At 67.8% G+C, this 14,465-nt stretch carries 17 protein-coding genes; 8 read left to right on the top strand and 9 right to left on the bottom strand.

The features are described from left to right. Nucleotides 1-125 precede the first annotated feature (125 nt). Nucleotides 126-1,253, top strand: coding sequence for a hypothetical protein (locus PO883_RS20080; RefSeq protein WP_289311319.1), 1,128 nt, complete (start codon nt 126-128; stop codon nt 1,251-1,253). Here the strand turns inward: PO883_RS20080 and PO883_RS20075 are convergent, their stop codons facing one another. After that, nucleotides 1,254-1,985: a M23 family metallopeptidase gene (locus PO883_RS20075; protein ID WP_289311318.1), complete on the bottom strand. Its 732-nt coding sequence runs from the start codon at nt 1,983-1,985 to the stop codon at nt 1,254-1,256. 52 nt (nt 1,986-2,037) lie between these two features. Beyond that, complete coding sequence (locus tag PO883_RS20070; protein ID WP_289311317.1) at nt 2,038-3,054, bottom strand: L,D-transpeptidase; 1,017 nt, start codon at nt 3,052-3,054, stop codon at nt 2,038-2,040. A gap of 101 nt (nt 3,055-3,155) precedes the next feature. On the opposite strand from PO883_RS20070, the gene PO883_RS20065 reads away from it, so the two are divergent. Next, nucleotides 3,156-3,467 carry a 2Fe-2S iron-sulfur cluster-binding protein gene (locus PO883_RS20065; protein WP_289311316.1) on the top strand — a complete coding sequence of 104 codons (312 nt, stop codon included), beginning with the start codon at nt 3,156-3,158 and terminating at the stop codon, nt 3,465-3,467. Here the strand turns inward: PO883_RS20065 and PO883_RS20060 are convergent. Next, nucleotides 3,439-4,428, bottom strand: coding sequence for an MCP four helix bundle domain-containing protein (locus PO883_RS20060; RefSeq protein WP_289311315.1), 990 nt, complete (start codon nt 4,426-4,428; stop codon nt 3,439-3,441). The genes PO883_RS20065 and PO883_RS20060 overlap by 29 nt on opposite strands. A gap of 217 nt (nt 4,429-4,645) precedes the next feature. After that, a complete protein-coding gene (locus tag PO883_RS20055) occupies nt 4,646-5,554 on the bottom strand; it encodes a S9 family peptidase (RefSeq protein ID WP_289311314.1) in 909 nt (302 codons plus the stop codon). 140 nt (nt 5,555-5,694) lie between these two features. Between PO883_RS20055 and PO883_RS20050 the strand changes: the two genes are divergently transcribed. Further along, complete coding sequence (locus tag PO883_RS20050) at nt 5,695-5,961, top strand: hypothetical protein (RefSeq protein WP_289311313.1); 267 nt, start codon at nt 5,695-5,697, stop codon at nt 5,959-5,961. A gap of 28 nt (nt 5,962-5,989) precedes the next feature. Here PO883_RS20050 and PO883_RS20045 read toward each other — a convergent pair whose 3' ends face one another. After that, nucleotides 5,990-6,673, bottom strand: coding sequence for an SOS response-associated peptidase (locus PO883_RS20045; protein WP_289311312.1), 684 nt, complete (start codon nt 6,671-6,673; stop codon nt 5,990-5,992). 157 nt (nt 6,674-6,830) lie between these two features. On the opposite strand from PO883_RS20045, the gene PO883_RS20040 reads away from it, so the two are divergent. Then, nucleotides 6,831-7,004: a hypothetical protein gene (locus tag PO883_RS20040; RefSeq protein ID WP_289311311.1), complete on the top strand. Its 174-nt coding sequence runs from the start codon at nt 6,831-6,833 to the stop codon at nt 7,002-7,004. 32 nt (nt 7,005-7,036) lie between these two features. Here the strand turns inward: PO883_RS20040 and PO883_RS20035 are convergent, their stop codons facing one another. Then, a complete protein-coding gene (locus tag PO883_RS20035; protein WP_289311310.1) occupies nt 7,037-7,339 on the bottom strand; it encodes a hypothetical protein in 303 nt (100 codons plus the stop codon). 219 nt (nt 7,340-7,558) lie between these two features. On the opposite strand from PO883_RS20035, the gene PO883_RS20030 reads away from it, so the two are divergent. Together PO883_RS20030 and PO883_RS20025 are read left to right on the top strand one after the other, a co-directional pair. Further along, the gene (locus PO883_RS20030; protein WP_289311309.1) at nt 7,559-7,699 is read left to right on the top strand and encodes a hypothetical protein; all 141 of its coding nucleotides are present in this window, start codon (nt 7,559-7,561) and stop codon (nt 7,697-7,699) included. 82 nt (nt 7,700-7,781) lie between these two features. Further along, nucleotides 7,782-8,147, top strand: coding sequence for a hypothetical protein (locus tag PO883_RS20025; protein WP_167086851.1), 366 nt, complete (start codon nt 7,782-7,784; stop codon nt 8,145-8,147). Nucleotides 8,148-8,482: 335 nt separating this feature from the next. On the opposite strand, the gene PO883_RS20020 is transcribed toward PO883_RS20025, so the two are convergent. The 3 genes from PO883_RS20020 to PO883_RS20010 form a co-directional block, all read right to left on the bottom strand. Next, on the bottom strand, nt 8,483-8,704 hold the full coding sequence (locus PO883_RS20020) for a hypothetical protein (protein WP_167086852.1): 222 nt from the start codon (nt 8,702-8,704) through the stop codon (nt 8,483-8,485). 93 nt (nt 8,705-8,797) lie between these two features. After that, nucleotides 8,798-11,698 carry an EAL domain-containing protein gene (locus PO883_RS20015; protein WP_289311308.1) on the bottom strand — a complete coding sequence of 967 codons (2,901 nt, stop codon included), beginning with the start codon at nt 11,696-11,698 and terminating at the stop codon, nt 8,798-8,800. A gap of 137 nt (nt 11,699-11,835) precedes the next feature. Continuing rightward, nucleotides 11,836-12,648, bottom strand: a complete 813-nt coding sequence (locus PO883_RS20010; RefSeq protein ID WP_289311307.1) for a fused MFS/spermidine synthase — start codon at nt 12,646-12,648, stop codon at nt 11,836-11,838. 170 nt (nt 12,649-12,818) lie between these two features. Here PO883_RS20010 and PO883_RS20005 point away from each other — a divergent pair, with 170 nt between their 5' ends. Then, nucleotides 12,819-13,094, top strand: coding sequence for a hypothetical protein (locus PO883_RS20005; RefSeq protein ID WP_167086854.1), 276 nt, complete (start codon nt 12,819-12,821; stop codon nt 13,092-13,094). Nucleotides 13,095-13,110: 16 nt separating this feature from the next. Beyond that, nucleotides 13,111-14,442: a GGDEF domain-containing protein gene (locus tag PO883_RS20000; protein ID WP_289311306.1), complete on the top strand. Its 1,332-nt coding sequence runs from the start codon at nt 13,111-13,113 to the stop codon at nt 14,440-14,442. Nucleotides 14,443-14,465 lie beyond the last annotated feature (23 nt).

The raw sequence follows: 14,465 nt of genomic DNA, 5'->3' as shown, positions 1-14,465 counted from the left end.
AATCGCGGCTGAGTGTGTGCGGTTGGAACTATTTCGGGGGCAACATAAAGTGTGCGCGGAAATCGGGTTTAGAATCGACGCACGCACCGAAGCGGGCGCGTCTGTTTATTTTTCTGGAGTCGCTTATGCCTGTCACACCGTACCTGCTGCAGCTTGGTCTGCTGTCCATGTTCCTGGTTCAGGCCACCGCCCGGGCCGCGCCTTTATATTCAGTCAAGAATCTGGGCAGTCTTGGCGGCGACAGTGGCGACGTGCGCGCCATCAACAACAACGGCGCCGTGGTCGGCTACGCGCTCAACAGCAACAATATCAGCAGCGCTTACATCTCGCGCGATGGTGCCATGCACAGCCTCAGTCCCGACAGGTCGACCCGCAGCTATGCCAGCGGCATCAACGACGCCGGCGTGGCGGCCGGGCAGGTGCAATCGAGCAGCGGCGAATCGCAGGCGGTGATTTTTAGCGGGGGCAAGATCGACGCCATCGGCAGCCTGGGCGGCAGGAATAGCGACGCCAAAGGCATCAACAATGCCGGCCAGGTGGGCGGCAGCGCCGACCGCGCCGACGGCACCCAGGCCGCCTTCCGCTACACGCCCGGCGGCCAGATGCGCGACCTCGGCACCCTGGGCGGCAGCAACAGCCACGGCGCCGACATCAACAACAGCGGCGTGGTGGTCGGGCGCGCCGACCTCGCCAACGGCCAGTATCACGCCTTCCGCGGCGACGACAGCGGCATGCACGACCTCGGCACCCTGGGCGGCAGCTACAGCGAAGCGAACCGGATCAACGAGCGCGGCGCGGTGGCGGGCTTTTCCTATATGGCGGGCGACGCCAGCACGCACGCCTTCATCTTCGACGACGGCATCATGAACGACCTGAGCACCCTGGGCGGCGCCAACAGCATCAGCTACGGGATCAACAATGCGGGCCATGCGGTGGGCAGTTCCGACATCGCCGGCGGCAAGGCGGTGCACGCCTTCCTGTATGCGGATGGCAGCATGCGCGATTTGAATGATCTGGTGGGGCCGGGCTTCGGCTGGACCCTCAACTACGCGGCCGATATCAACGACCTGGGCCAGATTACCGCGCACGGCTGCAATACAAGCGGCCTGTGCCGCGGCTTCCTGCTCACGCCCGACGGTGACGTGGGCAAAGTCGATGAGCCGGGCACGCCGGCCATCCTGGCGCTGGGAGCAGGCATGATGCTGCTCGGAATGGGGCGCGCACGGCGCGTGCGCGCCCTGCGCCAGCGCTGATTACTCGCCCATCAGCGGGAAGGGATTGATGGGCGTGCCTTTCCACCATTTCTTTTCGGCGGTCAGTTCGACCACGGCAAAGTGCAGGTGGGGTGCGTTCGGGTCCGAATTGCCGGTCACGCCGACATAGCCGACCAGGTCGCCCCGCTTGAGATCCATGCCTTCCTTCACGCCCTCGGCGTAACGGTCCAGGTGCGCGTAGTAATACGCGTATTTTTCGCTCGGATCGAACTGGTACACCGTCAGGCCGCCCGGCTTGCTGTTGAACAGCTTGACCAGTTTGCCATCGCTCACCGCCAGCACCTTGCTGCCCTTGGGCGCCATGATGTCGAGCGCTTCATGGTGGCGGTCGGCGCCGCGCGGCTGGTCGAAATTGTCGCGCAGGCTGGCCAGCTTGACGCCCTCGACCGGCACCATCAGCTTGGCGCCGGCCGCCACCGTGGCCGCGCCGGCGCCGTTGGCGGCGGGCAGGGCGACCTCGCTCATGGCCGGACGCAGCGGCAAGTCCAGTTCGCTCAGGTCGGTGCTCACCACCGGTACGCCGGGCAGCTCGGACACCGGCAAGGACACGCCGCCCGCGGCCGCCGGCGCCGCCACCGCTGCCGTGGCCGGGGCGGCGGGCGCCACCACGACCACTTGCGCCGGCTTGGGCACGGGCACCGTGCGCAGGTAGACGAACAGGGAGCCTGCGCCGAGCAGCAAGCCTGCCAGGAAAGTAAGTAGCCATTTCATGAAATTATCCTTTTTGCTTGTGAAGGGTGTGCCAGCCGATGTTCCTGTTTGTTCATTCCTGCAACAGCACTTCGGTGCCGTAGCCGACCGACTCGGTCAGCGTGCTCACGTCCCAGTTGGTCAGACGGATGCAGCCGTGCGACTGGGTCTTGCCGATCGAGGCCGGCACGGGCGTGCCGTGGATGCCGTAATGGTCTTTCGACAGATCGACCCAGGCCACCCCCACCGGGTTGTTGGGGCCGGCCGGCAGCTTGGCTTTCTTGTCGCCGGGGCTGGCATCCCAGAACAGTTTCGGGTTGTAGTGGTAGACCGGGTGGCGCGCCACGCCGTTGACTTTCCAGGTGCCGATCGGCAGCGGATCGTGCGCGCTGCCGGTGGACGCGGGGAACTGGGCCAGCACCTTGCCTTCGGCATCGAGCAGGGTCAGCGAGCGGTCCGAGCGGTCCACCACGATCTTCGCGGCCTTCGGCAGCGGCTCGATGTCGAGTACGTTCGGGACCACGATGGTCTCGCCGGCGCGGCCGACATCCTTGCCCGGGTTCAGGCGCGCCAGCAGGGCCGGGCTGAGGTGGAATTTTTCGCCCAGCGCTTCCAGCGCGCTGCTGTAACCGAGCGTGGCCAGCCTGGCTTTCTCGGCCATGCTCGCGGGGATCGCTTCGAACGGACCGGCCACGTCGGCCTCGCTCAGGGTGTAGCTGACCAGGGCGTCGGCCTGGTCGGCGTTCAGCGCGGCCCAGGTCGCTTCGTCGAGCGTGCCGGACGGTTCCAGACCGGATTTTTTCTGGAAGCCGGCCAGCGCCAGGCGCATGTTCGAGCCCGAGGCGGCATCGATCTCGCCACTGGAAAAGCGCGCGCGGTCGAGCAGGACCTGGGCGCGCAGCAGGGCTGGCGCGGCCACTTTGCCCGCTTTCGCGCCCTTGCCCGGCTTGGCGGGCGCGGCCGCCGTCTTGCCCGCCGCGTTAACGGCGTCGATCGCCAGGGCGGACGGCGCGCTGGCGGCCATGGCGGTTGGAACGGTGGCCGCGCCCGCGAACATGGCGGCGATCAGGCAAAGCGAAGATGGTTTCAATGAAAGCCCCTTGAGAATCGGATACCTGAGATTAATTCCGCTCGGATATACAGTCTGTGCGGCAGCGTACTAAGGGGCAGCCGGCCGGGTAAAATGCGCACATGAGCACTTATCTGATTACCGTGCAGCCAGCCGGCTGGCGCTTCGAGGCGGCGCCGGGGCGCGCGCTGCTGCTGGCGGCCGAGGACGCCGGCATCGAGCTGCCCGCTTCCTGCCGCAACGGCAGCTGCCGCACTTGCCTGTGCCGGGTGGCGGCCGGCGAGGTGGCTTACCTGATCGACTGGCCGGGCATCAGTGCCGACGAAAAACGCGCTGGCGATACCTTGCCGTGCGTGGCGGTGGCGTGCTCGGACCTGGCCCTGTGGGCGCCGGCGGCGCGGCGCGTCAGGGCGTCAACACCGGCGCGGGGATAGCCGCGCGCGCGGTATATTCATTGCCCAACTTGAACATGCTGACCACGTGCGCCAGATGGGCGGCCCGTTCCTGCATCGCCCCCGCCGCCGTGGCGGCCTGTTCGACCAGGGCCGCGTTTTCCAGGGTCACTTGATCGATCCGGGCGATCGCCATCCCGGCCTGCTCCTTGCCGGTGCCCTGCTCCATGTTGGCCGGGGCGATGCCGCACACGTGCTCGCCGGGACGGGGCTGGATCACGGTCGACCATTCGCCGGCGGCGAGCGCAGCGGCCACCTGCAGCGCGCAAGCCGCTTCGGCGCCGGGCTGGCGCGTCAGGCCGCGCGTGATCCACAAACCCAGCCCCACGCCAGCGGCCAGGCTGGCGAGCGCCAGCGCGACCATCAGGGCCTGGCTGCTGCGGTAATGCCGGTCCGAGGCGGCGGCCATCGCGGCGGACATGTTCTCTTTCCGGGCCGCCAGCGCCGCGAGCTGTTCGTCGACGATGCCGGCTTTGGCGGCCAGGGGGCCGAGGGCGAATTCGGCCGCCAGGGCGCGGCCCGCGGGCGTGAGGTCCTGCGCCAATGCCATCAACTCCGGAAGCATGCCCTCGTAGTCCGCCAGGCTGCGCTCGACGCTGGCCAGCAGCATCTTGCCGCTCTCGAGCGCGTAGCGCGGGCGGGCTTTTTCCAGATTTTCGTGCAGCTGGCGGCGCCCCTTGCCGACCTGCTCGCCGAAACGGCGCGCCTGCCCGGGCGTCGTGGCCACCAGCACCCCGCGCGCGGCGCGCCCGATAGAGATCAGGTTCATGTTCGCTTCCTTGGCGTGGGACAGGCCGGGCAGTTCCTGGTCGTATGCGCGCCCGGCATGCTCGTTCATGATGGCCAAGTTGATGATGCCGACCACGGCCACGGCGGCGCCGAGGATGGCGACGGCCAGGAAAGCGCTCAGCAGACGCGTGCCTGCCTTCAGATTATCGCGCATGCGGGTCTCCGTCAAACGTGTGAACGAGGCAGGGCGATCCCGGCTGCGGTGGCGCGGGCGTGCCGCTGGAGGCGGCCCTGGATCAGGCCGCTGTGATAGCTACGCTACGCCACGCGATTGTGATTGTTAATCGCTATTCGTCAGCGACTGCGGTTTTCGGCACGCTTTGGCGGCGGACGTCGTTGCCCGGCAACGGCAGCGGCCCGGGCGCACGCGCTCATTCGGCCATGCCGAGCGCGCGTTCGATCAAGGGCAGGACCAGTTTCCAGGCGGGCGAGCTGGCCGCGATTTCATCGTAGTGGCTGGCGCCCGGCAAGATCAGCACCTCGGCGCGGTCGCCGGCGGCACGCGCCCGCGCCGCATAGTCGTGCGCCGCGCGCGGCGGCGAGATGGTGTCGAGTTCGCCCGTGACCAGCATCGTGCGGCTGCAGTTGGGTATCAGCTCGGCGGCGTTGGTGTCGGCAAAGATGTCGGGCCGGCTGGCGCTGGGGGTGCCCGCCAGTTGCGCCAGGTCGCGTCCGCAGCTGGTCTTGATCAGGGCCTGTTCGTGGCGCAGGTCGGCCAGGCCGCCCAGGCTGATCACCTCGCGCACCGGCAAGGGGCTGGGGTGGAACAGGGGACTGGTCGGCGCAATCCGGCTGCGCCCCGCGATCCACTGCACCAGCTGGCCGCCGGCCGAATGGCCGACCGCGACGATGCGGCCGGTATCGAGCTGGTGGGCGGGCGCTTCGGCGGCCAGCTTGTCGAGCGCGGCGTTCATGTCGAGGTAGGTGCCGGGATAGCCGCCGCCTTCCTCGTCGACGCGGCGGTATTCCACGTTCCACACGGCGATGCCGCGCGCGGCCAGCGCGCCGGCCACATTGTGCATCTGGCTGATGCCGCCGTACTCCACCGTCCAGCAGCCGCCGTGCACCAGCACCACCACCGGAAACGGCCCGGGGCCGGCCGGACGGAACAATTCGGCGAACTGCGAGGGCGCGCCGCCATAGGCGATTGTCGCGGTCGGCGGCGGGCCGGAGAGGGCCAGGTAATCGGCCAGGGTCATCGGCGCGGCCAGGGCGGCGCCGGACGCGAGCAGGGCCGGTACCAGCAGGGCCGGGGCCATCACAGGCAGGACAGTCTTCATCGTGGTCGGGTGGGAGCGGAGGGAACTGCCACTATACCGGGTCCGGTGCGTGCCGGGGCGGGGACGGGGCGCACGATTTGCACGCCTGCGGCAAGCCGGCGGCCTTCCATGCTAGGCTGCGAACAACCATAAGGAATGATATGCAAATCACAACGGACGAATACAAAGGATTTACCATCGCGGTCACGCCGATCAAGGATTGCGGCGACCAGTGGGACTTCGAATACCGCATCACCAAGACCGGGGAGGGCGGACAGGATACCGATCCCGCGCCAGCGCTCACGCGCAGCCAGACGGCGGGCGGCCACGCCACCGCGCAGGTGGCTTGCGTGGCCGGCGTGGAAGTGGCGCGCATCGAGATCGACAACCTGCTGGCCTTGTCGCGCGAGCGTGAACCCGAGCGCTGAGCTGGCGCGCCGCCGGCCGGGGCCCGATTCAGTCCAGCAGATCGCGCTGGGCTGCCAGGTGCGGCCCATCGTTGCCGGCGCGGCCCACGTCCTTGGCGACCGGATGCCATTCGAAAGCGTCGGGGCCGAGCGCGACCGAGCGTGCCAGCTGTTCGGCTTGCTGGGCGGACAGGTCCGGGTCCAGCCACAGGGCCGCATCCGCGGCGCTGAAGACGACCGGACGGCGGTCGTGCACATCGACCATGCCGCCCTCGGCATCGGCGGTGACGATCACGAAGCCCGACTCGGCGGCCTGTTCGCGCGCGCTGCCGCAGGCGCCGATGGCGGCGATGAACAGCGGTTCGCGCGTCTTGAGGTGGATGTGCCAGGGCTGCTTCCTGCCCTTCTCGCCAGTCCATTCGTACCAGCCGTCGGCCGGGACGATGGCGCGGCCGGCCTTGAGCAGGGGCGTCCAGTAACGGTTGCCGAGTTTTTCGAGGCGCGCATTGATGGAGACGGGCAGCTTGTCCGCAGCCCAGGAGGCGCGGTAGCCCCAGAAGGCATCCTCGATGTGCAGCTGGCCGCCGGCGATGCGCATCAGCGGGCGCCAGGTGCCAGGTGGCGCGTTGTAGCTGGGCGCGGTCTGGCTGGCCACGCGCGGGGCGGCGCCGCGCCAATGCAGCGCCGCGATGTATTCAATGGCGGTATGGTTTTGATCGAGACGTCCGCACATGCGCTAGGCCTTTTTGCCGGGGTGGTGGTGGTTCCGGACGTGGCGCCCGGAAGGATCAACGATACCGGAAAGGCAGGCTTGCGGCGCGCGCAGGACGTGCGCCGCAGCGGACATCGCGATGTTGATATTTGCATTCACACTTGAGGAAAGGCATTCCATGACCAGCAACGAGAACCCGTTTACACCGCCGCAGCGCGCCCACTCGACGCCCGATCCGGACGGCGTGCCGCCCACCGATCCGACACCGGCGCCGGTACCGGACGACGTGCCGCCGCCGGTCAACGCGCCGGTCGAAGAGCCGGCCATGCCGGTGCCGCCGATCAAGGCCTAAGGGAGACGTCCCGGCCTGCCCGGCGCGGACGCTTATTGGCCCTTGGGCGGGACCGGATCGAGCTGGTCGAGCTGTTCGCTCGGCTCATCGCGTTCGAGCGAAGCGTCATGCTCGCGCTTGTCGCGATTCTCGCCGCCATCGAACTGGTCGGCGGCGGCCGCGCTGCCATTGTCGCTGTCGGCATCGTTCAGGTCCGATGGCGGCAGGGGCGGGATCTGGCGGATCATGGCCTCGGTGTCGAGCTGGGAAGGCGGTTTTTCGCCGCTGCCGATATCGGCTTCGTCGATCAGCGACTTGGCGTCGGCCGGGTCGGGGAACGGTTTGGTGGCATGCATGGGAGTCTCCAATCTGTTAGGAGGTGCCGCACTGGCGCGGCGCTCTCGCAACGATGCTAACAGTGCAAGGCATCGGCTGGCGCGCAGTAGGGCGCGGCCGCATGGTGGGTGCTGTTGCTGTTAGTCCACATTTGTTGCTATTTGTGTTCGCGATCACACCCGGAATGGCCGCCATTTTCTATAATTAATCCATCGACCGTTGTTTTGTTCCAGGAGAACATGATGGGCAATTCCTTACACAACAAGATCTACCTTGGGCGCTCCTCGGTACTGCGCTCGCGTCCGCTGCAAGTGCTGCTGCTGGTCAGCGCCTTGATCAGTATTGGCGTTGTCTGGTTCCTGTTCCGCACAGTAAAGTAACAGTGGGCAGCGAATGCAGGTTGCCGCGGGCAGCCTGCGCGGTTACCATGGGGGCCGAAAATTGGCCACATGGAAATCAGCAATGAAGAACGAGAAATTGACCACAGACGAATACGACGCGCTCGGGCACATCCTGGGTGGGGCGAAGCATGACCGCTTCAACGCCTGCGTCGGGCGCAACGCCAAGCGTCTGGCGGGCCTGAAAATGATCCAGTACAGCAAGGACGGCAAGCTTGCGCTGACGGACAAGGGGCAGCAAGTCTTGTTCCTGCGCCGCTGCATCGCCGGCCTGCGTGCGCTGCTGGCCGACCCGGCGGCGGTAGTTGACGCCGACGTGCTGGTGTTCCTCGGCAAAAAATCCCACATCGCCCCGCTCGAAGCGGGCGGCCACGGCGTCACCGACAAAGGCCGCGAATCGCTGGCCGACATCGACGCCCAAAACATCTAAGCCCACCACCGGGGTCTGACCTCTGATTAGCAATATTTCACATTCTGGCACAATCGGGGGGCAGACCTCGGTTGTGCAACTTTTCTGCTCCCAAGTGCCTTGTCCACGGATCATCGCACCACAAGCACAGTAATCTTCCGCAGTGGGTTGCCTCTGGGCATCGATGCATGCACCTGTGCGCAAGGGTGTTTCCTAACCGAGGTCTGACCCCGGGTAGGAAATAGTTGTTTGATGTGCAGCGAAATTGGGCGGGGATTTAACAATATTTCGAGTCAGAGGTCAGACCCCGGTTGTGGGAGTCCCGGTTGTGGGAGTCGTGAGCCGGGGGGCGGGCGCTACGGTTCGTCGCGGCGCGTGCCTTTGTAGATCAGCGTGCGGATCGCCACTTCGGGCGGCACCTTCATCGCCGCCAGGTATTCGGCCGCCTGCTGCACACCCAGCGTGGGGATCGCGGCAATCGCCTGGTTGACCACGTCGCGCGTGCGGAAATCGGTGCGCGGACTGGTCGCTTCGCTGCCGTGCGCATCGGCCCGCTGGCGCTGGAATTCTTCACTCATGTGGGTCGCTTGGCTCGAAAATGGCTCTCAGTCAAAGATGATAGTCTATTTTTGAACAAAGATGTCGATCTGACCACGCGCACTGCCGCATCCTTACACTTCGGCCGCCGCATCCTGCACAGCCGACACCGCTACCGTCGCCGGCGCCAGGCTGGCGCGCTCGCGCAGCAGTGCCTCAAAGGCCGGCGCGGCCAGCGGACGGCTGAAGAAGTAGCCCTGCATTTCGTCGCAGCCATGGCGCCGCAGGTAGTCGAGCTGCTCGGTCGTCTCCACCCCTTCGGCAATCACCGACAGCTTCAGGTTGTGCGCCAGCGCGATGATCGAGGCCACGATCGCGGCATCGTTGGCGTCGCGCGTGATGTCGGACACGAACGAGCGGTCAATCTTGAGCACGTCGATCGGAAAACGCGACAGATACGACAGGCTCGAATACCCGGTGCCAAAGTCGTCGATCGACAGGTTCACGCCGAGCGACTTCATGCTGTGCAGCAGTTCGACCGCGAGCGTGACGTCGCTCATGAACAGGCTTTCGGTCAGTTCGATCTCCAGCAGCGCCGGCGCCAGCCCGGTCTGGGCCAGCACGTCGCGGATCTCGGCCAGCAGGTCGGGGGCGCCGAACTGGCGCGCCGACAGGTTCACGGCTACCCGCAGCATGCCCAGCCCGGCATCCTGCCAGGCTTTGTTCTGGGCGCAGGCGGTGCGCATCACCCAGGCGCCGATCGGCACGATCAGCCCGGTTTCCTCGGCCACCGAGATGAAGCGGTTGGGCGCCACCACGCCCAGTTCGGGATGCTGCCAGCGGATCAGCGCTTCCATGCCGACAATCTGGCCGCTGGCCAGGTTGACCTGGGGCTGGTAGTGCAGCACGAATTCCTTGCGTTCCAGCGCGCTGCGCAGCGCGCTTTCGATGCGTACCCGTTCTTGCGCTTCGTCGTTCATGGCCGGGGTGTAGAACTGGAAGTTGTTGCGGCCCAGTTTCTTGGCGCGGTACATGGCGATGTCGGCGTGTTCGATCAGGCTGTCGGCCGGGGTGCCGTCGGTGGGGAACACGGCCACGCCGATGCTGCAGGTGACGAAAAATTCCTTGGTCCCGAGCGGCACCGGCTGCGCCACCGCGTCCATCAGGCGCCGCACCACGTCGGCCTGCAGGCGTTCCTCGGCGTGTTCGGTGAGGATGGCGACGAATTCGTCGCCCGACAGGCGCGCCACGGTGTCGGTGTCGCGCAGGGCCGCGCGCAGGCGCGCCGCGATCGTCATCAGCAGCACGTCGCCGGCCTTGTGGCCCATGCTGTCGTTGACGAATTTGAAGCGGTCCAGGTCGATCAGCAAGACCCACACCGGCCGCTCGCAGCGCTGCGAATACGCCACCGCCTGGCCCAGGCGGTCCTGCAGCAGGCTGCGGTTGGGCAGGCCGGTGAGCACGTCGTGCTGGGCGATGTGCTGGATGCGCTGCTCGGTCAGCTTGCGGGCGGTGATGTCGGTGCCGGTGCCGCGGTAGCCGCGAAATACGCCGCCGGCGTCGAACACCGGTTCGCCGTTGATGCTGAACCAGCGCGTCTCGCCGTTTTCGTCGACGGTTTCGTATGCGAGGTCGGTGAACGCTTCGCGCGCCAGCAGTTGCGCCATGTGGGACTTGCCCCAGTCGCTCTCTTGCATGCCGGGCACGGTTTCCCAGCGCGTGCGGCCGATCAGGGGCCCGGCCGCGAACCCGCCTTTTTCGCCGAGCCCGCCGGTGATGTCGATAAAGCGCAGGTCGGCGTCCTGTTCCCAGTACCAGTCGGAGGACATGGTGACCAGCTGGCGGAAGCGCTGTTCGCTTTCCTGCAGCGCCGCTTCGGTGCGGCGCCGCGCCAGCACGTCGTCGATCAGGCGCTGGTTGGACAGTTTCAGGTCGGCGGTGCGTTCGTCGACCAGCAGCTGGACGCGGCGCGAGCGCTGCACCAGGGTGTGCACGAAGGCGGCCATCAGCAAGGTGAATAGCAGCCCGCCGGCCAGGGTGAATGCCCCGCCGGGATGGTTGTGCAAGACCGGGCGCGGGGCGGCGCTGACCACCACGGTCCAGGGCTGGCCGGCGACCTCGAGCGCGGCGCTGTGGCGTTCGCGGTGGCGCGCGGTGGCCCAGCGGCGCAGCGGGCCGAGGGCGGCGTGCTCGCGCATGGCCGCGTCCAGCCCGACGCTGGCGTACACCAGGTGGGCCGGGTCGGTGCCGGCAGTGGCGTACACCGCCAGGTGCACGCCCTGGTCGGCGTGCAGGTCGGCGCCGCGCAGGATCTTGTCGACCAGGTCGCGCGCGCGGATGATGGCGGCGGTGTCGCCGATCAGGGCGGCGCGCCGTTGGTCGGCGCTGCCGAGCGCGGCGCCGGGCCGGTACACCGGCATGATGACTTCGAAGCCGCCTTGCGGGCGCTTGTCCTGCGCCAGGCTGAGCAGGCCGGTGGCGGCGGCGCGCCCGCTGGCGGTGGCCTGGTCGAGCGCGTTCATGACTTGCGCATTCGGGCTGACGGACAGGCCGAAGGCCGCTTCGTTGCCTTGCATCGGTTCCAGGTAGTCGACCACGCTGTAGCGCGCGCGCGGCGGCGCCAGGTGGCGTCCCTGCGGCCCCATTTCGGTGATGCGGGTGCCCGGCACCACCTGCCCCAGCTCGGCCTCGGCCGCTTCGCGTTCGGCGCCGCTGACCAGCCGGTGGAAGTTGAAGGCCTGGATGAAGGGGTAGCGCTGCAGCAGCGGTTGGGTGAAGTCGTGGAATTGGCGGCGCGTGACCGGGTGCACCGTGGCAAACAGCTGGTTGGTGACGGTGACTACTTCGACCGCTTCGTCGAGCCCCTGGCGGATGGCGGCCACGCGCACCGTGGCGCGCTGCTGGAAGGCGAGTGCGTGCTTGTCGTCTTCGAGCCGGGCCACGGCCAGCGCCAGCAGCGCGGTGGCAGCCAGGCCAGCGCCGAGGGTGAGCGCTGCCGCGACGGAGAGCGAGAACGGCAAGCGACGACGCAACATTTCCTGTTTCCTAATAGAAGACGGCGGCGCCCGCGCGCCGCTCCGAATGCGGCTTTAGTTTGTCACAAAATGATGAAAATCGGTAACGCGATTGATCGGTAGCAACAAAAAAGCGACGTGGCGCGCCGGGGCGGCATTCATTTGGAGGGCTTGAACGGGTGTTGCAGCCATGCCACGACGGCGCGCACCAGCAGGCGGTTGAGCAGGCTGCTGCCCAGGCCCTGGCGCCGCGCCACCCAGCGCTGCAGGCGCAGGGCGCGCGGCAGCGGCTGGGCGGGATCGAGCCGGGCCGGGGCCTTGACGGCGAACAGGATGCGGTTGTTGCCGGCGCTGCGCTCGAACCAGCAGACGCGCTCGTTGAACATCAGGCGCAGGCGCGCCAGCATGCCGGCGTAGCGCGGGTCGTAGCTGAAGATATTGGCCACCAGCACGCCGCCATCGCGCAGGGCGGCGCGGCAGTCGCCGTAGAAGCGCGCCGTGCCCAGCGCCGGCGGCAGGCCGGCGCTGTCGAAGCCATCGATCAGCAGCACGTCGGCGCAGGCCGGCGCGGCGGCCAGCCAGTCGACCGCGTCGGCATGGACCACGCTGAAGCGCGCGTCGTCGGGCGGCACGCAGAATTGTTCGCGCAGGGCGATCACGTCGGCGCGCAGCTCGATCACGGTGATGCGCGCCTGCGGAAAGTGGCGGTAGCAGAATTTGGCCAGCGAGCCGCCGCCCAGTCCGACCATGACGATGGCGCGCGGGCGCGGCACGAACAGGGCGAAGCACATGATGGCGCGGCAGTAGGCCAGCACCAGCGCTTCCGGACGCGAGAGGCGCATTTCGGACTGCACGTCGCCGGGCAGGAATTCGAGGGTGCGGCGGTCGCCGCGGGTCTGCACCAGGGGTACGCCGTGTGCCGGGGCGGAGGCGGGCGGCGGCGGCAGGGGTTGGTCGGTCAATGGCGGCATGGCGGTCCGGGGCAGGCTGGGCTGGCGCCAGTATAGCGGAGCGCGGCGCCGGCGCGCGCTCCCACGCGCCCCTGTTGCGCCCCATCGGTTTCTGATAAGCTGATCCTGCCCCGGCTGTGTGTGGCCGGCTTCAAGCGGCCAGCCTGCGGCACGGCCAACCCGGAGAGACTATGTTTTTAGACCACCCCACCATCACCGCGACCAACAGCTTCACCGAGCCGGACCGCATCGAGCGGCTGACCCGGGTGTACGGCTATGTGGTGGCGCTGGCCGATCTTGCCGGTGTCGAGGGCTTCATCGAGAAGTTCACCCAGATCCACGACCACAAGGGCACCCTGATCGTGTTCTGGAACGACTTGCCCAATGAGATAGAAAAGCAATTCTTCGCGCAAGCCTGGGCCAGCAAGATCGGTGACGGCAGCAGCAACGTCGAGCACGAAATCTGACGCCCCAGGCGCGGCGATGGACATCAGCACGATGTTGTTTGCGCTCGCTCTGGGCAACCTGAGCCTGGCGGCGGCGCTGTTTTTCTACGAATACGAACGCGGCAAGTCGCTCAGCTGGTCGACCTGGGCCATCGCCAAGCAGTGCCAGGCTGTGGCCTGGCTGCTGTTGTATTTCAACGGCAGCGGCGTGGTGCCCGATGCGGTGTCGGTCCCGGCCGGCTACGCGGTGCTGTTCGCCGGGGTCGGCCTGGAAGCGGGCGCGCTGTGGGAAGCGGCCGGGCGCCTGGCCTGGCGCCGCGTCGCCTATCCCGTCATCGCCGTCTCGGTGGCGCTGTTCCTGGTGTGCTATGTGATCGACGAAGCCGGCATGCGGGTGGTGGCCGGGGCGCTGATCCTGGGCGCTCTGCACCTGGCCAGCGCGGCGGCCCTGGCGCGCGGCTGGCGCGGCGGCAGCATGCTGCACCGCTTCCTGGTGCTCGCCATCGCTTTCCTGGCGCTGCTGGTGGCGGCGCGCGGCATCCTGGTGCTGACCATGCCGGGCGGCTGGGGCTGGCTGAGCAAGGGCTTGCTGCAGGTGCTGACCTCGGGCGCGCTGTACTTGCTGATGCTGTTCAACGGTTACGGCTTCCTGCTGCTGGCGCGCGAGCAGCAGCGGCTCGAACTGGAGCGCCTGGCGCTGGTCGATCCGCTCACCGACCTGCCCAACCGGCGCAGCTTTTTCGCCGCCCTGGCGCCGTGGATGGCGCTGGCGCGCCGGCCCGGCCAGCCGAGCGCGCTGGTGATGCTCGACTTCGACCAGTTCAAGCGGGTCAATGACAGTTATGGCCATCCGGCCGGCGACACGGTGCTGCGCAGCGTGGCCGAGGTGTGCAAGCGCCAGTTGCGCGACAGTGACCAGATGGGCCGCCTGGTGGGGGTGGAATTCGCCCTGCTGCTGCCGCGCACCGGCCTGGACGAGGCGCTGATGGTGGCCGAGCGCATCCGCGCGGCGGTCGAGGCCAGTCCGGTCAAGACCGAACGGGCGATGATTTCGATGACCGCCAGTTTCGGCGTGACCGTGATCCGCCCGGACGACAGCACGGTGAGCCTGTTCAAGCGCGCCGACGAAGCCCTGCGCGCGGCCAAGCAGGGCGGGCGCAACAAGGTGGCGGCCGCGCCCACCGGGAATGCTCCCGGCGTGGACTCGCCCGGCGTGGACTCGCCCCGCGTGGATGCGCCCGGCGTGGATTCGCCCCGCGTGGATGCGCCCCGCGTGGACTCGCCCGGCGTGGATTCGCCCCGCGTGGATGCGCCCGGCGTGGATGCGCCCCGCGTGGACTCGCCCCGCGTGGACTCGCCGCCCGTGTAGCGCGCGGCAACACAAGGACGGCG

Origin of the sequence: Massilia sp. DJPM01 (assembly GCF_030348125.1) — a bacterium.
GTDB lineage: Bacteria > Pseudomonadota > Gammaproteobacteria > Burkholderiales > Burkholderiaceae_D > Telluria_A > Telluria_A frigida.
Note: the sequence above shows the minus strand (reverse complement) of the source record. Positions and strands in the feature narration are given on the sequence as shown.